20 protein-coding genes and 8 pseudogenes are annotated in these 19,186 nt (G+C 50.2%); 11 read left to right on the top strand and 17 right to left on the bottom strand.

The features are described 5' to 3' along the window. Positions 1-19 precede the first annotated feature (19 nt). From ACD630_RS12760 to ACD630_RS12790, 7 genes and pseudogenes are all read right to left on the bottom strand, one after another. Positions 20-250, bottom strand: coding sequence for a hypothetical protein (locus tag ACD630_RS12760; RefSeq protein ID WP_430359262.1), 231 nt, complete (start codon positions 248-250; stop codon positions 20-22). A 1-nt stretch (position 251) separates the two neighbouring features. Beyond that, positions 252-446, bottom strand: a complete 195-nt coding sequence (locus tag ACD630_RS12765; RefSeq protein WP_430359263.1) for a hypothetical protein — start codon at positions 444-446, stop codon at positions 252-254. A 66-nt stretch (positions 447-512) separates the two neighbouring features. After that, positions 513-629, bottom strand: a pseudogene (locus ACD630_RS12770) (IS481 family transposase); the annotation flags it as partial. 16 nt (positions 630-645) lie between these two features. Next, positions 646-1,086: a transposase gene (locus ACD630_RS12775; RefSeq protein WP_430360002.1), complete on the bottom strand. Its 441-nt coding sequence runs from the start codon at positions 1,084-1,086 to the stop codon at positions 646-648. Beyond that, positions 999-1,466 (bottom strand): IS630 transposase-related protein, encoded by a 468-nt coding sequence (locus ACD630_RS12780; RefSeq protein ID WP_430359264.1) that lies wholly within the window; start codon positions 1,464-1,466, stop codon positions 999-1,001. Before ACD630_RS12780 ends, ACD630_RS12775 begins: the two co-directional genes overlap by 88 nt. A gap of 31 nt (positions 1,467-1,497) precedes the next feature. Beyond that, positions 1,498-2,433 (bottom strand): annotated as a pseudogene (locus ACD630_RS12785) (IS481 family transposase); the annotation flags it as partial. A 114-nt stretch (positions 2,434-2,547) separates the two neighbouring features. Further along, positions 2,548-2,772, bottom strand: a complete 225-nt coding sequence (locus tag ACD630_RS12790) for a DinI-like family protein (RefSeq protein ID WP_430359265.1) — start codon at positions 2,770-2,772, stop codon at positions 2,548-2,550. 336 nt (positions 2,773-3,108) lie between these two features. Between ACD630_RS12790 and ACD630_RS12795 the strand changes: the two genes are divergently transcribed. Further along, complete coding sequence (locus tag ACD630_RS12795) at positions 3,109-3,282, top strand: tail fiber assembly protein (protein ID WP_430359266.1); 174 nt, start codon at positions 3,109-3,111, stop codon at positions 3,280-3,282. Here the strand turns inward: ACD630_RS12795 and ACD630_RS12800 are convergent. Continuing rightward, a pseudogene (locus ACD630_RS12800) lies at positions 3,279-4,169 on the bottom strand (Rpn family recombination-promoting nuclease/putative transposase). The gene ACD630_RS12795 and the pseudogene ACD630_RS12800 sit on opposite strands and share 4 nt — an antisense overlap. A gap of 207 nt (positions 4,170-4,376) precedes the next feature. On the opposite strand from ACD630_RS12800, the gene ACD630_RS12805 reads away from it, so the two are divergent. Next, positions 4,377-4,922 (top strand): metal-dependent hydrolase, encoded by a 546-nt coding sequence (locus ACD630_RS12805; protein ID WP_430359267.1) that lies wholly within the window; start codon positions 4,377-4,379, stop codon positions 4,920-4,922. Between the two features lie 281 nt (positions 4,923-5,203). Here the strand turns inward: ACD630_RS12805 and ACD630_RS12810 are convergent. Further along, positions 5,204-5,287 (bottom strand): annotated as a pseudogene (locus ACD630_RS12810) (IS6 family transposase); the annotation flags it as partial. Positions 5,288-5,362: 75 nt separating this feature from the next. Here ACD630_RS12810 and ACD630_RS12815 point away from each other — a divergent pair. Further along, a pseudogene (locus tag ACD630_RS12815) lies at positions 5,363-6,286 on the top strand (IS5 family transposase). Between the two features lie 53 nt (positions 6,287-6,339). On the opposite strand, the pseudogene ACD630_RS12820 reads toward ACD630_RS12815, so the two are convergent. Next, positions 6,340-6,960: pseudogene (locus ACD630_RS12820) on the bottom strand (IS6 family transposase); the annotation flags it as partial. A gap of 201 nt (positions 6,961-7,161) precedes the next feature. Between ACD630_RS12820 and ACD630_RS12825 the strand changes: the two are divergent. The 4 genes from ACD630_RS12825 (at position 7,162) to ACD630_RS12840 (ending at position 9,305) form a co-directional block, all read left to right on the top strand. Then, complete coding sequence (locus ACD630_RS12825) at positions 7,162-7,737, top strand: hypothetical protein (RefSeq protein WP_430359268.1); 576 nt, start codon at positions 7,162-7,164, stop codon at positions 7,735-7,737. A 15-nt stretch (positions 7,738-7,752) separates the two neighbouring features. Next, on the top strand, positions 7,753-7,878 hold the full coding sequence (locus ACD630_RS12830) for a hypothetical protein (RefSeq protein ID WP_430359269.1): 126 nt from the start codon (positions 7,753-7,755) through the stop codon (positions 7,876-7,878). Positions 7,879-7,960: 82 nt separating this feature from the next. Continuing rightward, complete coding sequence (locus ACD630_RS12835) at positions 7,961-8,569, top strand: hypothetical protein (RefSeq protein WP_430359270.1); 609 nt, start codon at positions 7,961-7,963, stop codon at positions 8,567-8,569. Between the two features lie 376 nt (positions 8,570-8,945). Beyond that, the gene (locus ACD630_RS12840) at positions 8,946-9,305 is read left to right on the top strand and encodes a YejG family protein (protein WP_430359271.1); all 360 of its coding nucleotides are present in this window, start codon (positions 8,946-8,948) and stop codon (positions 9,303-9,305) included. 36 nt (positions 9,306-9,341) lie between these two features. On the opposite strand, the gene yejF is transcribed toward ACD630_RS12840, so the two are convergent. The 5 genes from yejF to ACD630_RS12865 all read right to left on the bottom strand — a co-directional run bounded on the left by yejF (position 9,342) and on the right by ACD630_RS12865 (position 15,235). Next, complete coding sequence (gene yejF / locus ACD630_RS12845) at positions 9,342-10,937, bottom strand: microcin C ABC transporter ATP-binding protein YejF (protein ID WP_430359272.1); 1,596 nt, start codon at positions 10,935-10,937, stop codon at positions 9,342-9,344. Position 10,938: 1 nt separating this feature from the next. Next, positions 10,939-11,964: an ABC transporter permease gene (locus tag ACD630_RS12850; RefSeq protein ID WP_430359273.1), complete on the bottom strand. Its 1,026-nt coding sequence runs from the start codon at positions 11,962-11,964 to the stop codon at positions 10,939-10,941. Next, on the bottom strand, positions 11,961-13,055 hold the full coding sequence (locus ACD630_RS12855; RefSeq protein ID WP_430360032.1) for a microcin C ABC transporter permease YejB: 1,095 nt from the start codon (positions 13,053-13,055) through the stop codon (positions 11,961-11,963). The genes ACD630_RS12850 and ACD630_RS12855 overlap by 4 nt, the downstream gene beginning before the upstream one ends. Positions 13,056-13,064: 9 nt before the next feature. Beyond that, the gene (locus tag ACD630_RS12860) at positions 13,065-14,873 is read right to left on the bottom strand and encodes an extracellular solute-binding protein (protein WP_430359274.1); all 1,809 of its coding nucleotides are present in this window, start codon (positions 14,871-14,873) and stop codon (positions 13,065-13,067) included. Between the two features lie 191 nt (positions 14,874-15,064). Then, positions 15,065-15,235 (bottom strand): transposase, encoded by a 171-nt coding sequence (locus ACD630_RS12865; protein ID WP_430359275.1) that lies wholly within the window; start codon positions 15,233-15,235, stop codon positions 15,065-15,067. A gap of 42 nt (positions 15,236-15,277) precedes the next feature. Here ACD630_RS12865 and ACD630_RS12870 point away from each other — a divergent pair, with 42 nt between their 5' ends. The 4 genes and pseudogenes from ACD630_RS12870 to ACD630_RS12885 all read left to right on the top strand — a co-directional run bounded on the left by ACD630_RS12870 (position 15,278) and on the right by ACD630_RS12885 (position 16,606). Next, complete coding sequence (locus ACD630_RS12870) at positions 15,278-15,382, top strand: hypothetical protein (protein ID WP_430359276.1); 105 nt, start codon at positions 15,278-15,280, stop codon at positions 15,380-15,382. 359 nt (positions 15,383-15,741) lie between these two features. Continuing rightward, a complete protein-coding gene (locus ACD630_RS12875; RefSeq protein WP_430359277.1) occupies positions 15,742-15,930 on the top strand; it encodes a hypothetical protein in 189 nt (62 codons plus the stop codon). A 22-nt stretch (positions 15,931-15,952) separates the two neighbouring features. Next, positions 15,953-16,402: pseudogene (locus ACD630_RS12880) on the top strand (TIM barrel protein); the annotation flags it as partial. A gap of 36 nt (positions 16,403-16,438) precedes the next feature. Beyond that, positions 16,439-16,606: a hypothetical protein gene (locus ACD630_RS12885; RefSeq protein ID WP_430359278.1), complete on the top strand. Its 168-nt coding sequence runs from the start codon at positions 16,439-16,441 to the stop codon at positions 16,604-16,606. On the opposite strand, the pseudogene ACD630_RS12890 reads toward ACD630_RS12885, so the two are convergent. Together ACD630_RS12890 and fruA are read right to left on the bottom strand one after the other, a co-directional pair. Continuing rightward, positions 16,576-17,298: pseudogene (locus tag ACD630_RS12890) on the bottom strand (IS256 family transposase); the annotation flags it as partial. The gene ACD630_RS12885 and the pseudogene ACD630_RS12890 sit on opposite strands and share 31 nt — an antisense overlap. 192 nt (positions 17,299-17,490) lie before the next feature. Further along, the gene (fruA, locus tag ACD630_RS12895) at positions 17,491-19,179 is read right to left on the bottom strand and encodes a PTS fructose transporter subunit IIBC (protein WP_430359279.1); all 1,689 of its coding nucleotides are present in this window, start codon (positions 19,177-19,179) and stop codon (positions 17,491-17,493) included. Positions 19,180-19,186 lie beyond the last annotated feature (7 nt).

The raw sequence follows: 19,186 nt of genomic DNA on the forward strand, positions 1-19,186 counted from the left end.
ATGCATAGGTATCTACACATCATAAAGGGTTAAAAACCACCATAGCGAAGTGGGCAAGTTCTTCCGGGGTATAGTCTGCTAATAACGTCAAGGTATTTAGCAGGATGGATAGTCCGGCAAGCAGCGCTGTGGCGCTTTCTTTACGCCCTCGTTTTTGTTGTCGTCCGGATAATCGGCAAATTAACTGACGGGTTGCCGCATTGTCGTCTCCTTCAGCGCGTTGCAGCCGCCATACCAGCACACATGCCATGCTAGGCACCAGCACTGCGCTGAAGCCATTTTTCTACATCATGACCGGCACCTTTCAGCAGCTTAAAAAAGGATTCAATACCCCAGCGCCAGTAATACCAGCAAGCGACTTCCGCGCTGGTGATCTCGTTGCTAACGTTTGTGAGCAGCGTCCAGCGTCCGATAAATTTACCGTGAGTATCGGTAAGGCGAACCACAACTAATCTGTACTAGCTCAGACCTGATCTGACAGTTACCGATTATTTATACAGGTGTCTGTCAGATTACATCTGGTTCAGATTTTTTTCTGCCCAGCTCCGTTTTCCATCGAGTAAAGTGGCCATCGGCGTACGCCCGCAGCACATTTTTCCCTGATGAGTTCGCTCATTATTGTATAGCCAAGCGACTTAATTTTGATTACACCATATGGACTGAGAACAAAATCTCTGTATCGCAACCACTCTCTCTTTTTTTGCTTTTTGCTTGTGCCCATTTATGCTCAATGGGGTTAAGATCTGGCGAATATGTAGGCAAATACTCCACCATATACCCTGCATCGATGATGACTTGTTGAATATTATGTTTTTTGTGAAAAGTTGCATTGTCCATCACGATTACCCTGTTTTTAGGGAGTACTGGGATAAGGACTTGTGTGACCCAGGAATAGAAAACATCGCTGTTAATATTGATATCAAATAATCCGATAGCAAACAGCATTGTGCCTAATAAAGCGCCGATAACATTTGTTCTTCCCTTGGCTCCCCCGTTCTTCAGGCCAAAACACCGTTGACCTTTTGGGGAATAGCCGTGAGTCCGTGGGGTATCGTGTGGAAAACCACTTCCATCAATAAAAACAATAGTTTTTCCTTTTTTTCATACTGTTGCATTTTTTGTTGAAATGCTTGCCGGGCGCTTTCGTCGACTTTCGGATGACGTAGCGTTTTTTTATAGGTCAATCCCAGCTTTTTAAGAGCTGGCCAAATGGCCTTCTGACAAACGCCAAAACGCTCTGCACGTTCTTTTTGGTAAGCATCTGGATATGGTTCAACATCTTTTATCAACTCGGATTTATCGATCTTTCGCTGACGCGTGGTCGATGCTTTTGACGCTATTTGATTAATCCAACGCAATACAGAGGCAGGGCCAATCCGAAATTGCTTCGCTGTTTCTCGGGCACTCACCCCTTCTTCTTCCCGTGTAGATATCACTTTACGTCTAAAATCAATTGAATAGCTCATTTAAATAATGTAATCAAAATTAAGTCTTTTAGCTATAATGCCACAACCAGTTGTCCAGATCTACCTGCAGGCTTTCCAGGTCTCCATATAACTTCTTGCCGAACGTAACCTGATAAAAATCCTGCAAAATGGTTTTATGGAAGCGCTCGCAGATGCCGTTCGTTTGCGGAGACATCGCCTTCGTTTTCGTATGCTCGATATCGTTGATAGCCAGATAAAGCTGATAATCATGCTGCTCCACTTTACCACAGTATTCCGTACCCCTGTCGGTCAGTATTCTCAGCACCGGCAGTCCCTGAGCCTCGTAGAACGGGAGTACGCTATCATTGAGCAGGTCGGCGGCGGTGAGCGGTGTTTTATTCGTATACAGCTTGCAGTGTGCCACTTTCGAGTACGTATCCACGAACGTCTGCTGGTAGATACGGCCCACCCCCTTCAGATTGCCCACGTAGAAGGTGTCCTGCGAGCCCAGATACCCAGGATGTGCCGTCTCGATTTCACCGCAGGCCTCATCATCGTGCGCCTTCTTCTCCAAGGCTGCGATTTGAGCGTCGGTAAGGACAATGCCTTCTCTGGCGACCTTTTCCTCAAGCGCCTTCAGGCGTTTACGGAAGTTCTCCAGGTCGTGTCGTTGCCAGATGGAGCGCACGCCGCTGCCGGAGATAAACACGCCTTTTTTACACAGCTCATTACTGGTCCGGTGCTGCCCATGGGGCGGGAACTCAATAGCATAATCAACAACCGTGCGTTCAGTGGCTTCGTCGGCGCGGTTCTTCAGGTTCGGAACCCGGCGGTTCTGGTTAACCAGCGCATCAATGGCGCCTTCAGCAGCCAGTTCCTGATAACGGTAAAATGTATCGCGTGACACGCCCATGCTCTTGCAGGCTTTTGATACGTTACCGAGTTCTTCGGCGAGATTGAGCAGGCCGGCTTTGTGTTTGATAATGGGATTGTTAGTATGAAGCATGAGAGTTACCTCGCGTTTTGTTTAAGGATTAGACACCCATATCAAAACCGGTAACTCTCAACCTTTCAAGGTCCAGTGTCAGATCTAGTCGCGACTAATACATGTAAATGACAATCAATTAAACCAATCGTCCGCCGATTCCCACGTTTCCTGTAGCAGTTCACTCACCTCGTCCTTATCCCCACCGAATACCGTTAATCCATCACTACCCGCTCTACGCACTGTTAATTGGCAGTCGGGGAACCGGGATTCCAGTCTGCGGCCAAACTCCTTTTGTAATGCTTCAACTGCACCTTTAGGTAGCTTCTTCTCTTTAGCGATCGTAACTTCGACTTTCATGGCGAGATCCTCATTAAGATAATGAGATATTTATACTGTATGTATAACCAGTTATCAAGGGCGGCTGATAGAAAAAGTGGGGGGTATGAACGGGATGTTATTTACGGTGGGGACACCGATAGGACACCATTATATTTTTAATTTGTTGTTATTATTGATGTATTTCATCAACCGGAGATGCGGTAGACCTCGATATGGCCACAGAGGCAAAAAGGGGGCAGCTTATCGCGGGCTTTGTTGAATAAACATATTTTATGCTGCCCCTCCGGTGAAACGACAGATCCTCGCAACGCAAAATCATGCAGTTAGGCCTCATAAGAAAACTGTAAACCTGAGGTGAGAAGCATTTTCTACCAAAACTGGCTGGAAAAACAGCATGACTCACTATTATTCAACAAAGCCCTTATTGCGTGGAAAAAATACCATGTGCTGCTTTACCGGGTAGATGTCCGCACAGCGCCTGATATTGCGTGGCCGGAAGTGCCTGAAGGTGAAAAAACGGGGAATTAGCGTCGGTCGTCGAGGCTTGCCAGTTCGTCGTCGGACAGGCCGGTGCACGCTTTAACGGCATCACGATTAATTCCTCGGGTAAGCATTTGCCTTGCAATTTTGAGCGAGGCGCTATGCTCGCCTTCCTGCCGTAGCTGTTTCGCAATCGTCATGACATCCTCCTGATAATCTTGTGTCTGTGCTGCTATGGTATGTAAAAACTGTCGGGTGTCTGAGGTTTCACCTCGACCAACAATATAGTACATCATAGTACATCAGGCTACGGAACTGCTCTTTGGGTATCGCCCACAGATTGAGCAGGCGAGCAATATCTCCGGCTAATTCCAGCATGTCCCGTGTACGAATATGTTTTTGCACAAATTCCAGCAGGGCTACCCGCCGATGGGACAGTATTTCATCATCCGACATGGCGGTGATATCAACCAGCGGGAATGCCTGTGTATAGACTGATTCTGCTAGTTCAGGGTCAGCAAAGCAATCGAGCCATTGGGTGCTGTAGGGGTAGGGCGACGTGGTGCCGTGGTAGAACAGGAGCGGGATGACCACGGGCAAGGTCTCGTTGCCTTGCTCCAGGTGCCGCTGCATGGCTGCCATGCTATAACGCATTAAACGCCACGCCATCAACTTCTCGGGCCTACTCTGGTGCTCGATCAATGTGTAGATATAGCCTTTCCCCGTTTTTGTCTGCACGGAATAGAGCATATCCGAACACTGGGTGCGCAGGTCGTCTTCGATAAAACTGCCCGACTCCATTGCCAGCGTACTGAAATCGCAGCGTTCCCGTAGATGAGGAGGCAATGGATTTCCAGAAAGTCTCGGGCGACCGTGATATCGCCGAGGAATTTTTTGAACAGGGAGTCATGTTTTGAGAGAAAGGATTTTGTCATGGGTGTAGTATACCGCGTTAAGGGGATGACCTACCATTGAAACTACTGAAGCTCAAATAAGCCGGATCGCTTCTCACGGATGTCATCAGCAGCTATCTAGCGTGGTCGGAGCTTTTTTACTGAGTAACCTATTGATTATTTAACTTTTTATATGCATAATGCATGCGAATAAATAATTATATTCAAGTATAGCTATGTGTGGTTACTATGACTGCTGGCGGGCATTTCATCTTTGCTTTAGCAAGCGCTATTTTTGCGAAGAAATTGGAGTTATCACCAGTCTTAGCTCAAGGGAACTGGGGGCATATTATTATTGGTGGAATATTGACCTGCCTTCTGCCAGACATTGATCACCCTAAATCTTTGTTAGGTCAGCGATTAAAATGGCTTTCTATACCTATTGCCAAGGTGTTCGGTCATAGAGGTATTACCCACAGTTTTTTGGCTATTGCAGGGTGCTGCACATTTCTTTTTTCAGGCTTTTTGTCACGAATTATCATTTCAATACCGATAGACTTCGTCCATGGCATGGTCGTTGGATATATTAGCCATGTTGTAGCCGATATGTTAACACCAGCAGGAGTACCGTTGCTATGGCCATGTCGTTGGCGTTTTTGTATTCCAATATTGAGCCCGAGTAAATATCCTCTGTGGGAACGGGTATTTTGTGCATTCGTACTGGCGTGTGCTTTCCTGTATCCCTTCGATATATTAATAGGGCACCTCGAAAAACCTAGACTCTTTCACTTTTGATTTTTAAAAACGATTACTCATCCTCCAATTAGAATATTTTTGCGCATATTGCGCACAGAAAACAAACAATTTCTTTTGATTCTACTGTAGCTTACCGCCGATAATTATCGAGCATGAGGTTTTTCGAGGTGCCCTAGCGCCGCCAAACTTCTGATTTCATGAAATGAGGGGTGTTGTTGAATAATAGGTAATCATGCTGTTTTTTCATGCCATTTTTGGCATAAAATGCGGCTGTGTCGCGTTAACGGCGGTAAGTCAGCAAAAGTTGCGTTGCCTGTTTCTCAGGCAACCAACAGATAAAATTGTTCTGCTGGTGACAACCCATCTCCCTGCGGATGCTGATACTGCCCTTTGCGTATCATATGGGCTTTGTTGAATAAATAGAACTTTTGGGTAATCATCGGAGCAGATCAACACAGTTGTTTCAAAATCAGGTCTCCATGGCAAAACAAAATTTTAAAATCACCAACTGGCCCTCTTATAACAAGGCCCTCAAGCAGCGCTGTTCTCTAACCGTATGGCTAGATGAATCAGCCATTGCTGCATGGACGGAAAAAAACACTACTGAACGGCGTGGACGACCGCTCCACTACTCAGATATGGCCATCACTACAGTCCTGATGATGAAACGCGTGTTTGGCCTTTCATTGAGGGCTTTACAGGGCTTTGTTGACTCGATTTTTAAACTGATTAAATTGTCGCTGCATTGTCCAGACTATTCGCTGCTCAGCAAGCGAGCAAAGACAGTGAACATCAGCATAAAAACGCCAACCCGTGGTGAAATCTCACATCTGGTCATTGATGGAACCGGCCTGAAGGTCTTTGGCGAAGGTGAATGGAAAGTCCGGCAGCATGGTGCCGACAGACGCAGGGTATGGCGTAAGCTGCACCTGGCAGTAGACAGTGTGACGCATGAGATTATCTGTGCGGATTTGTCGCTCAGTGGTACGACTGATGCCCAAGCTCTACCGGCGCTGATAAACCAGACCCACCGGAAAATCAGAGAGGCATCGGCTGACGGCGCTTAGGATACAGTTTACTGCTATGATGCTCTGCTGAGGAAGAAAATAAGGCCGCTTATCCCGCCACGAAGGGGGGCGCAATATTGGCAAGATCGCTACCACGAGCGTAACCCCGCTGTTGCAAATCAGCGCATTAGCGGTAGTAACGATATCTGGAAAAAGAAAGTGGGCTATCACCGGCGCTCAGTGGCTGAAACGGCCATGTTCCGGTTCAAAAGGCTTCTGGGTGGTCATCTAAGTCTGAGAGACTACGATGGTCAGGTGGGTGAAGCCATGGTCATGGTCAAAGCGCTTAACCTGATCACGCTATTAGGAATGCCGAACAGTATTCGCATCACGTAACAATCGACCCGTATGGCGCAGTCGTTACAAGTTCTGATTTATTCAACAAAGCCTATCATATGGATTAACTCAATGCCGGCCAGTATCGTCTGCGCCCGGCGAAATGATTTGAATCCCAGCATCGGCCGTATCCGCCGTTTGATGTTCCGGTGGTCCTGTTCAACAAGGTTGTTCAGATATTTGCTTTGCCTGACGGTAATGGTTTCTTCATCAGCTTTACCCGCGTTAAGTGTGCCCAGAGCCGCCGTATTAGCACCACTTTTATCAATGGTCACCACTTCAGGTTCATCGTGGTGCCGGATAGCCTTGCGGAAGAAACGCAGAGCAGCTGCCACATCCCGCTTAGCGGTCAGCAGAAAGTCGATGGTCTGCCCCGTACTGTCGACTGCACGGTACAGGTATTGCCACTGACCTTTGATTTTGATGTAGGTTTCGTCCATTCGCCACCGTCGGTCAGGATTGCGTTTATGCCGGCGAAACACCTTATCCAGGCGTGGTACCAGCAGGATGACCCAACGGTGAAGCGTGGAATGGTCAACGACAATCCCCCGCTCAGCCATTATCTCTTCCAAATTTCGCATGCTAAGTGAGTAAGCCAGGTACCAGCGTACACACTGAGCAATAATATCGACGGGATAATGCAGGCGTTTGAAGGATTTTCGAATCAGAGACATGGGCAGGTAACATCGCAAAAAAATAGCATATTACCTGATGACTCCTTAATGCGACAGAACCCTACGCGCGTTCAGGCACGAACAGAGATGTGTATAACGAGGTGATTGAAAGCCCCCCAATACCATAAAGGCTGTTGAGGCTAGCTGAGCAATATGCGTTATCAGGTAGGATTTTTTGTGTCGTATTTGTGTCGCCACAAAATGCGCATAGAATGCAGGGAACCACTGGTTAAGCAACACATGACTCCCGCAGCACCATTGACGTCAGCCGTTAAAGACCTTGCCTGCGCGCAGAAAACAACATTCGCCACTACTCAAGCCGTTTGGCGTTTTTTTAATAATGAACGTATTAGCTTCAGTCAGCTCAATGAACCGATTATTTCGCTGGCTCTCCGGCAGGTTGCACTTAGCCCGCATCCATACGCTCCCGTCGTTCACGACTGGTCTCATTTACAGTTTCGTACCCACAATGGGAAAGAAGAACGTTTGAAAATGACGCATGGTGGCGACGTCGGTTATGAACTACAAACCCGCCTACTGGTTGATGCTGCAAATGGTTTACCAATAGCGCCCCTGTCTCAAACTCTAACCGATAGGGCGGGTTGTCGTTCAACGCTAACCGAGGGCTTGTCTGAGAGTCTGACTCATATGGATGCTTTGACGGCTGATATCGCCCGCGTTGAGTCTCTTGATACCGGAAAGAAGTTAGTTCATCTCATTGACCGTGAAGGTAACTCTATCGGGCATATGCGCACATTAAGCTCCCAGGGAATATAGCCAACCGACATTATTTTGATAACAGCCAGCTATGCTTTTTTGCCGCATATCAGGGTATCTGTTGTAATCATTTTTAAGTCGGTTAGCTATATGTTGGCTTATCCGGGGAAAGGAAGGGCATCGGGCCGAGTGGGGCGGTGACACCCGTAAAATTGGTGAAATTGCAGACGATCTGCCATTTATTGCAAACGGACAGGTTGGCTGGAAAGGGAAAAAAGCCAATATGGAGATCGGGGAAACATCCGTGATCATAACGCGAACAGCAAAACCGAAGCGGAAAGACAAGAACACCGGACGGCGAGTGAAAGTTCAGCCAGGCGTAGCTCTGACACTCAGATTAGTTGTGGTTCGCCTTACCGATACTCACGGTAAATTTATCGGACGCTGGACGCTGCTCACAAACGTTAGCAACGAGATCACCAGCGCGGAAGTCGCTCGCTGGTATTACTGGCGCTGGGGTATTGAATCCTTTTTTAAGCTGCTGAAAGGTGCCGGTCATGATGTAGAAAAATGCCTTCAGCGCAGTGCTGGTGCCCTGCTACGCAGGTTATTGATAGCTAGCATGGCATGTGTGCTGGTATGGCGGCTGCAACGCGCTGAAGGAGACGACAATGCGGCAGCCCGTCAGTTAATTTGCCGATTATCCGGACGACAACAAAAACGAGGGTGTAAAGAAAGCGCCCCAGCGCTGCTTGCCGGACTATCCATCCTGCTAAATACCTTGACGTTATTAGCAGACTATACCCCGGAAGAACTTGCCCACTTAGCTATGGTGGTTTTTAACCCTTTATTATGTGTAGATACCTATGCCTTCAACGTCGGGCTCCATTAATTTTTATCTTTCCTTTTTGTTCACGGTCAAGTGTTATCGATGTCACATTGTCTTTTTTTGGAATGTTGTTCTAAAAATGTAAAATGTATGATTTGAAAGTGAACAATGTAAATAAAAGTGGTTGAGATATTGCAGGGAAAGCGTTAAATATAGGGCAACCTATAAAATCTTAAAATGTGATCAACGTGGCATTAATCAGTATTGCAATCATTTCCATTCGCTAAGAAGGGTGACTTATGACTGTTGCAACACGGATTCTTGTAGAAATGCTCATTCAGCAGTGCCGCCATATTTGGACACTAAGAGTAAACGTTTTTTCTTTGACGCCAATGTCATTGCGTTTGTTCACCATCATCATACCTGAGGGAAAGTAATAGTGGACACTCTCCAACTTTCGGTAGTGCATCGTTTGCCGCAAAGTTATCGTTGGCTATCGGGCTTCGCTGGTATCAAGGTGGAACCGATTCCGCTGAGCGGTATTCCCCTGCGGGGACGAGATGAGGACAACAACCTGATTGGCTTTAAATTATTAAGCCACGATGGTGAAATAGCTTGGGTTATTTTACGTCAGTTGAACCAGTCCCTGGCTGAAATTCAGATTGCTTGTGCCGTGTTGGAATGGGAAGGGGAACCCTGTCTGTTTTTACACCGCGATGATGAAAGTACAGCATTGTGTCGTCTTAAAAATATGGGCGTCGCCATCGCGGAACCCCTGAGTGCGCTCTATCCGTTTTAAACGCCGTGCTTCTGCCATGACATGGCGCGTGTGCCTCTACAGGGTAGCCATGCGCAGCAGCTCTTGTGTATAGGCGCTCTGAGGCGCGGAAAAAACTTGTTCACAACGCCCTTGTTCTACCACCTCACCTTGACGCAGCACGATAACCTGATGGCACAGCGCACGCACCACCTGTAGGTCATGGCTAATGAACAGATAAGCCAGTTGGCGTTTTTGCTGCAAGGTTTTCAATAATGTCAGAATCTGCGCCTGTACGGTTCTGTCCAGTGACGAGGTGGGTTCGTCAAGGATCAGTAGTGCGGGTTCAAGCACTAGCGCCCTAGCGATAGCAATACGCTGCCGCTGGCCACCGGAGAATTCAGACGGGTAGCGGTGACGAAATTCGGGATTAAGGCCGACTTCGCGCATCACCTCAATGATCCGCTGTTCTCGATCGGAGGTACTCATCTTCTGGTGCACTTTCAGCCCTTCTTCGATAATTTGCAGCGCGGTGCGCCGTGGATTCAACGACGAATTGGGATCCTGAAACACCACTTGGATCTGGCTACGCAGTGGTAACATTTGACGGCGATTAAATTGGTGCAGCGGTTGTTCATCAAACACAATGTTACCGCGTGAGGCGATGAGCCGTAACAATGCCAGTCCTGTAGTACTTTTCCCTGAACCGGATTCCCCCACCAGTCCCAGACTTTCGCCACGACGTAAGGTGAAATTCAACCCATTGATGACGGTTTTTTCTGCCACTGTACGGCGCAATAGCCCACGCTTGATGGGAAATGAAATCGAGAGCTTTTCTACGCGTAGCAGCGTCGGTGTATCATCCGGCAGAGGCAGCGCGGAACCGGAGGGTTCGGCATCCAGCAACTCTCGGGTGTAGCTGTGCTGCGGCGCGGCAAAGAGGTCACGGCAACGATTTTGTTCTACGCAGCGCCCACCCTGCATCACGCCAACCTTGTCTGCCAGTTGCTTGACGATATTCAGGTTATGCGTGATGAACAGCAGGCTCATACCTAACTCGTGTTTCAGTTCACGCAACAAGGTGAGGATTTGTGCCTGTACGGTGACATCCAGCGCGGTAGTTGGCTCATCAGCAATCAGCAAATCTGGCTGCATCAGCAGGGCCATCGCGATCATCACCCGCTGGCGTTCACCGCCCGACAGCTGATGAGGAAAGTCCTTCAGGCGCGTGTGTGCCTGCCGTATGCCAACGCGATCCAAACAGGTAAGCACTTCACTGCGCGCAACGTCTCGTGTCATTGCACGGTGCAACGTCAACACTTCCATCAATTGCTTTTCAATGCTGTGCAGCGGGTTAAGTGACACCATCGGTTCCTGGAAGATCATGGCGATACGGTTGCCGCGCAGTTCGCGTAACCGTGTTTCTGGCGCATGCAGCAGCGATTCACCGTCAAACAGGATATCCCCTTGAGGATAGATAACCGGTGGAGAAGGCAGCAGGCGCAGCACCGACAGCGCAGTGACACTCTTGCCCGAGCCGGATTCACCCACCAGCGCCAGCGTTTCACTGCGCTCGACGTTGAAGGATACTGAATCCACCACTTGATGCACCTGCTCACCCTGGTGAAACGCGATGCTGAGATCCTGAATCTGTAACAACGGAGTTTGATTCATATCAATGTGCCTTGCTGGGATCAAAAGCGTCGCGCACCGCTTCGCCAATAAAAATCAGTAACGACAACAGGGTTGCCAACACCAGAAATACGGTAATGCCGAGCCAGGGAGCCTGAAGATTGTTCTTGCCCTCCAGCAGCAGTGCCCCCAGTGAGGGCGAACCGAGTGGAAGTCCAAACCCCAGAAAATCGAGCGATGTAAGGGTAGTGATTGAGCTGCACAAAATAAAGGGCAGAAATGTTAACGTCGCGACCATGGCGTTAGGCAGCATACTGCGCATCATGATTACCCGATCGTTTACCCCCATCGCCTGTGCCGCGCGAATGTAGTCGAAATTACGGGTTCGCAGGAATTCTGCGCGTACCACGCTCACCAAGCTCATCCAGCCAAACAGGATAGTGATGCCCAACAGCCACCAGAAATCAGGTTGGATAACACTGGACAGCAAGATAATCAGGAACAGGGTCGGCATGCCCGACCAAACTTCGATAAAGCGCTGCCCCCACAAATCGAGCCTGCCACCGTAGTAACCCTGCGTTGCGCCGACCACAATGCCAATCAGGCTGGAGAACAAGGTCAGTGAAAGCCCAAACAGCAGGGAAATGCGAAAGCCGTACAGCACTTGCGCTACCACATCTTTTCCCTGACTGTCTGTGCCGAGCCAATTCAGTCCGGAAGGCGGGGAGGGGAATGACTGGGTAGTGGCATAGTTAATGGTATCGTAGCGATAACGGATCGGCGGCCAGATACTCCAGCCATGTTGCGCGATACGTGCCGCCACGTAGGGATCGCGAAAATCAGTGGTGGTGGCAAACTGGCCGCCGAAGGTGGTTTCAGGGTAATTCACCAGCAATGGCGTATAGAAACGGTTGTCGTAGCGCACCAGCAGCGGTTTGTCATTGGCCAGCAGTTCGGCGAACAGGCTGAGGGTAAACAACACCAGAAAGATCCACAGTGACCAGTAGCCACGGCGATTGGCGCGAAAACGGGCCCAGCGCGCCAAATTTATTGGGCTGATTCGGCTCATTGGCGTCCCTCAAAATCAATGCGCGGATCGACCAGCGTATAGGTCATATCGCTGACAATATTCAACAGCAGACCAATTAACGTGAAGATGTAGAGCGTACCAAACATCACCGGGTAGTCGCGTTGCAGTGTGGCATCATAACCCAACAGACCCAGCCCGTTGAGTGAGAACATCACTTCAATCAGCAGCGAACCGGTGAAAAACATGCTGATAAAGGTCGCCGGGAACCCGGCAATCACCAGCAGCATGGCGTTGCGGAAGACATGGCGGTACAGAATGCTGTTTTCGTCCAGCCCTTTGGCACGTGCGGTGGCCACATATTGCTTGCGAATCTCGTCCATAAACGAGTTTTTGGTCAGCATGGTCAGCGTTGCAAAGCCGCCAATCACCGTTGCCAGTACGGGCAGCGTGATGTGCCACAGATAATCGGTGATTTTACTGTACCAAGGCAGGGTGTCGAAATTACTCGATACCAGTCCGCGCAGCGGGAACCAGTCCAGATAGCTGCCGCCGGCAAACAGCACAATCAGCAAGATGGCAAACAAGAACGCCGGGATAGCGTAGCCGACAATAATCAGGGTACTACTCCAGGTATCAAACGGTGTACCGTTCTTGACCGCCTTTTTGATGCCAAGCGGGATTGAGACCAGATAAATGATCAGCGTGCTCCATAATCCCAGCGTGATAGAAACCGGCATACTCTGCTTGATAAGCTCCATCACCGAGGAGCCGCGAAACAGGCTATCGCCAAAATCCAATCGGGCATAGTTCCACAGCAGCGTGAAATAGCGCTCGTGAATCGGCTTATCAAACCCGTAACGTTTGGTGATCTCCGCAATCACCTCTGGGTCCAGCCCGCGAGCGCCACGGTAGGCATTTTCCACGGTCAGCGTGCCACCGCCGCTGCGCCCCATCGCCCCATCCATGCCGCCACCGGCACCAAACCCGCTGCCATGACCCATCTCGATGGCGGCAATAGCCTGATCAACCGGGCCACCTGGGGCTATCTGCACAATAAAAAAGTTAATGGTAATAATGGCCCACAGCGTGGGGATCACCAGCAAAAGTCGGCGTAGTAAATAGGTTCCCACCATGGCTCCTTAACGGCGTTCAGGCGGCAATGACTGCGCCCGCTGTGCATCGTACCACCAGCTATCCAACCCTAACGTATAGGCCGGTCGGGTTGCTGGCATGGCGAATTTATCCCAGTAAGCGTAGCGATCGTGATTGGAGTACCACATGGGGATCATAAATTGATTCCAGGTCACCACCCGATCCAGCGCGCGGCCTAATACCAGCAATTCCGCCTTATTGCCTTGATGCGCATCGATTTGCTCAATAAGTGCATCAATGGCCGGATCGCTCACGCCCGCTGTGTTATAGGTTGAGTCGAGGTATTTGGTATGCCAGCCAAATTTCAGGTTGCCATCCGGATAAATTCTTGCCGGGTAAAGGCGGGCGAGCATATCAAAATCCCGGGCACGCAGACGATTGGTGAACTGCCCGCTGTCAATCAGGCGCAGCTTCATGTCGATGCCCAAACGTTTAAGATTTTGCTGGAACGGCAGTACGTACTGCACGTTGGCAGCGCTGGGGAGCAATAATTCGAAGGTAAATGGTTGTCCGTTTTTGCGATTGACCAACTTCTGGTTTTTCAATTCCCAGCCCGCTTCCTCAAGCAGCTGTAAAGCTTGTTGCCAATGGGCGCGATCGTAGCCGCTGCCATCACTCTCTGGTGGTTGAAAGCTGGGGCCAAAGACTTCAGGCGGTATTTTGTCCCTGAGCGGCTCCAGCCATTTTAATTCCTCTGGGCTGGGGGTACCTTGCGCGGCATATTCTGTGTTTTGGAACAGGCTGTTAACGCGCTGATAAGCGTTGTAATAGAACGCCTTGTTCATCCAGTTAAAATCAAAATTAAGCCCAATGGCTTGTCGGATGCGGCGATCCTGAAACAGCGGACGATCTATATTGAACACCAGCCAGCGGGTATCCTGCGCCGCTTGATTTGTCCGATCGCGCTTGACGATATAACCCCGAGCGAAGTTACCGCCCTGATACTGCGTTGCCCAGTGCTTGGGGGATCCTTCGACACGCAGATCGAAAGCGCCCGCTTTGAACGCTTCCAGCGCGACACTGTCATCCAGATAGTAGTCGTAACGGATTTGGTCGAAATTATTCAAACCGCGATTCACCGGAAGATCGGCACCCCAATAGTCTTGTACCCGTTTGTAGGTCACATATTGGCCGGTGCGGTAGGAGGTGATGCGGTAGGGGCCACTGGCCGGTGGGGGATAGGACAACGGATCGGCAAGACTGTGATTTTTCCAGAAACTTTCAGGCATAACGGGTAATGTCAGCAGTCCCAGCAGCCGTTCTTTATCCGGCTCAGGCATTTCCAGCAGCACGTTGCGCGGCCCGATAGCAGTCACCGTGACGCCTTTGTACACCACGCGGAACTGTGGAACCCCTTGTGTCATAAACATAGTGAAGGTGAAGGCCACATCAGAGGCTAAAATCGGTGAGCCGTCCTGAAACGTGGCTTTGGGGTTCAGTTCCACTTCCATCCAACGAAAATCGTCAGCATGGCGTGCATGCAGTGCAATCAGCGGGTAAAAGCTACCCGGCTCATCATCAGATGAAGTGAACAGCGTATCGTACAGGCGTTCGGTACGCTCAGCCGCCACGCCGCGTAACGCAAAACGGTTGAAGTTATCATACGTTCCCAGAGTGCTGAGCGTGATGTTCCCCCCTTTGGGGGCGTCAGGATTGACGTAACCAAAATGCGTGAATCCCTCGGGATATTTAGGCTCTCCCAACAAGGCGAACGAGGTGTTCTGTTGGATGGTGTCGGCAAGGGCTCCCCAACAAAGAGAACCGAGCAAAGCTAGGGTGGCCACACGTTTTAGCATTGCGCTGTGTTTCTCCTGCAAAGCCGTGCAATGATCTGGCATTAGACCAAAGTTGCGGTGATTTTCATTTGGATCACTTGAATATAGGTCAAACCGATGTTGCCGCCTATGGGTAATAGATCAGCGCGTCCCTTTTTACCATGAAAATTACGCGTAACCTACTTTAATATAGCCAAGCGACTTAATTTTGATTACACCATATGGACTGAGAACAAAATCTCTGTATCGCAACCACTCTCTCTTTTTTTGCTTTTTGCTTGTGCCCATTTATGCTCAATGGGGTTAAGATCTGGCGAATATGTAGGCAAATACTCCACCATATACCCTGCATCGAAGTGGCCTAGGTTGTAGCGGCAGGCCACAGCATTTCACCGCAGGTTGAAAACACCCCAGTTATTAGCAAGATGTTACGCGTCATGCTGCTGGCTCCATTTCTGATGCTATTGGGGGGATTTCTGCAACGCCGCACCAGCAGCACAACAGAAAAAGCGCCAATGGCCTTCCCCTAGTTTGCCGTGGGTTTTATCGCCGTAGCCGGGTTTAATTCGTGCCATTGGCTGCCGGATACCTAGTTAACCACCGTCAACCAGATTGATAATCTGTTATTGGCGATGGGCGCTTTGGGCGTGACAACCCGCCTCAGCGCCGTACGCCGTGCAGGTACCAAACCGTTGCTGCTGGCGCTATTACTGTTTATCTAGCTGATTGTTGGCGGTGCCAGTATCAACCTTGGCATCACGGCGTTGTTGGCATAAATGCGCCTTTTTTGCGCTGCGCGCTTAGCATGTTGTTACGCTTTTTAGTTCAAGCGATCACCTTTGGTTAATAACAGTGGCATACTGTGCGCCAGAACAATAAGGAGAACAGCATGAAATATGTAGGCGCACACGTCAGCGCTGCCGGCGGTGTGGATCATGCGGTCATTAGAGCCCACGAACTTAAGGCAACCGCATTTGCCTTGTTCACGGCTTTGTTGAATAATAGTGAGTCATGCTGTTTTGCCAAGCCAGTTTTGGTAGAAAATGCTTGTCACCTCAGGTTTACAGTTTTCTTATGAGGCCTAACTGCATGATTTTGCGTTGCGAGGATCTGTCGTTTCACCGGGGTGCAGCATAAAATATGTTTATTCAACAAAGCCCTTGTTCACCAAAAATCAGCGCCAATGGCAGGCCGCACCGTTATCCGAAACGGTCATTGCGCAGTTCAAGGCCGCCTGCCAGCAGTACGGCTACCAACCGGGGCAGATCCTTCCGCACGACAGCTATCTGATCAACCTCGGTCATCCGGACACAGAGGCGTTGGAGAAATCACGCAGCGCTTTTATTGATGAAATGGCGCGTTGCCAACAATTGGGGCTGTCATTACTTAACTTTCACCTCATCCCGGCAGCCATTTAAAACAGATTGATGAGCGTGACTGTCTGGCATGCATTGCCGAGTCGATCAATATTGCTCTCAATGCCACTCCAAGGCACCAACCTAGGATTCCGCTTTGAACATCTGGCGGCAATCATCGAGGACGTCGAGGATATAGCTAAACGATTTAATTTTGATTACATTATTTAAATGAGCTATTCAATTGATTTTAGACGTAAAGTGATATCTACACGGGAAGAAGAAGGGTTGAGTATCCGAGAAACAGCGAAGCAATTTCGGATTGGCCCTGCCTCTGTAGAGTTATTAGCAAATCTGGTGTATGGCGATCAGGCTACGTTCCGCTCTGATGCTTCGTGAATCTGTTCTCCATCCTTAAATTGGACGTTGCTTACAACCAGGGTCAGCAGGTCAAATCCTCTTAGTCGGTTCCAGCTTTTCTGAGCTGACTGGAGCAGCTTAAATACCATTGACAGGCTTGTTTCTCTCGAACCACCGTTCTTCGCGCCTCTGCTTCGTAGCCTCACAGTCGCAAAAGCCGATTCAATCGGATTTGTCGTTCTTATTGACGCCCAGTGCTCTGACGGGAAGTCGTAGAATGCCAGCAGTTCTTCTCGAGCTTTCTCAAGCTTCTTCATCGCTGCAGGATACTTCGCTGAAAACCTTGCCAACAAAACATCAAAGGCTTCATTAGCGGCCTCGCGGCTCTCTGCTAGCCAAACCTCCCGCAGCTCAGCCTTAACTTTCGGTTGCATGGCTTTGGGGAGTGAAGCCAACACATTAGCGGTTTTGTGCACCCAACAGCGTTGGTGCTGCGTGTCCGGGAATATCTTTGCCATTGCATTCCAAAAACCAAGGGCACCGTCTCCCGTAGCCAGCTTGGGAGATACGGTTAGGCCACGTGCTCGCAGACCATTAAGAAGTTCGGCCCAATTTGCTTCTGACTCTCGATAACCATCTTCGACCGCAACCAGCTCCTTACGTCCATGCTCAGTGACGCCGATAATGACCAGCAGGCAAAGGCGATCATCTTGCCTGACATGGCTGTATAGCCAAGCGACTTAATTTTGATTACAATTAGCTGTATTTTTTTGCCACATATCAGGGCATTGGCTGTAATCATTTTTAAGTCGGTTGGCTATATCTGGGCTGATGAAATTGCTTGGCTGAAGCCACAAACCGCATAAAAAAGCGCCAGCCTTACGGCTGGCGCTTTTGCATTACGTTCAGTTTTTACTTACCACTTACGCCGCTTTCACCAGCTGTTCGTCAGGGCGTTTCAGCACGGCATACAGCAGACCCGCCACCGCTGTGCCCGCCAGAATCGCGAACAGGTAGCCTAGTACCGGCGTGATCGCTCTAGGAATCAACAACACAAACAACCCGCCATGCGGTGCCATCAGGTGTGCGCCCACGGCCATCGACAGCGCCCCGGTAACGGCTCCGCCCAGAATACAGCACGGTAGTACGCGCATCGGGTCACTGGCCGCGTAAGGGATCGCACCTTCAGAGATAAAGCACAGGCCTAGCACAAACGCTGCTTTACCCCCTTCACGCTCGGACGCGCTGAATTTCTTCGCGGCCACCAACGTCGCAAGGCCCATCGCCAACGGCGGAACCATGCCTCCGGCCATAACGGCCGCCATCGGCGCGTAAATCTGGCTACTGAGCAGTGTGGTACCAAATACATAGGCCACCTTGTTCACCGGACCGCCCATGTCGGTACACATCATGCCGCCTAGGATTGCCCCCAGAATCACTGCGTTAGCCGTGCCCATGGATTGCAACCAGCTGGTCAAGCCCGTCAGGATCTTCGCCACCGGAGTACCTACCACGTAGATCATGATTAGGCCGGTAATCAGCGTCGCCACCAGCGGAATAATCAGTATCGGCTTCAAAGCTGACATGCTTTGCGGTAGCTTGACATGGTCGCTGAGCGCTTTCGCCAGGTAACCCGCCAGGAAGCCAGCGATAATGCCACCAAGGAATCCCGCGCCGGTACTCACGGCCAACATACCGCCGACCATCCCCGGTGCCAGACCGGGACGGTCAGCAATGGAGAATGCGATATAACCCGCCAACACCGGAACCATCAGAGCAAACGCGGAGCCGCCCCCGATCTTCATCAGGTGGGCAGCCAGCGTGCCTTCCTGTTTAAACGCCTCGATACCAAACACAAAAGAAAGCGCAATACATAAACCACCCGCCACCACCATCGGCAGCATATAGGACACGCCCGTCAGCAAATGGCGGTACGGTCCAGTGCCACCCTTTTTCTGTTCGGCACTGGCTGGTTGTGCACCACTTTGCGCTGTTGGCTGGTAAACGATAGCTTCCGCCTGCGCTTTATCCAGTTCCTGCGCCGTTTTCTTCAACGCAAGACCGGTTGAGGTGCGGTACATTTTTTTGCCGGCAAACTTCGACAGATCCACTTCAATATCCGCTGCCACGATAACCAGATCGGCCTGCTCGACTTCTTCCGACGTGATAGCGTTACCCGCACCAACGGAGCCGCGCGTTTCCACTTTCACCCACCAGCCGCGTTTTTTCGCTTCCTGCTCGATGGCTTCTGCCGCCATAAAGGTGTGAGCCACGCCGGTCGGGCACGCCGTCACCGCCACGATACGCGGCACTGAAGGTGCACTCACCGTAGCCGCCGCAGGGGCCTGATACGGCTCCGCCTTTGCTTTTGCCTGCGTCAGAAATTGTTCTGGCTGACTTGCTGCCAGTTCAATATCACCGACATACACCTTTTTGCCATTGAGCGCGCTGTCAGCAGACAGTACACCGCCTAGGACTATCACCAGTTCGCTTTCATCGATCTTGTCAGTCAGCGTCAGGTCCGCTTTCGCAGCCGCCGCGCCGAGCAGTTTTTTCACTAGGTGGCTTCTGGCAAGCCCCAGTAATTTATCTATTATCAACAGCGTTTTCATGATCTAT

The organism is Symbiopectobacterium sp. RP, from assembly GCF_050472005.1.
Classification (GTDB): Bacteria; Pseudomonadota; Gammaproteobacteria; order Enterobacterales; family Enterobacteriaceae; genus Symbiopectobacterium.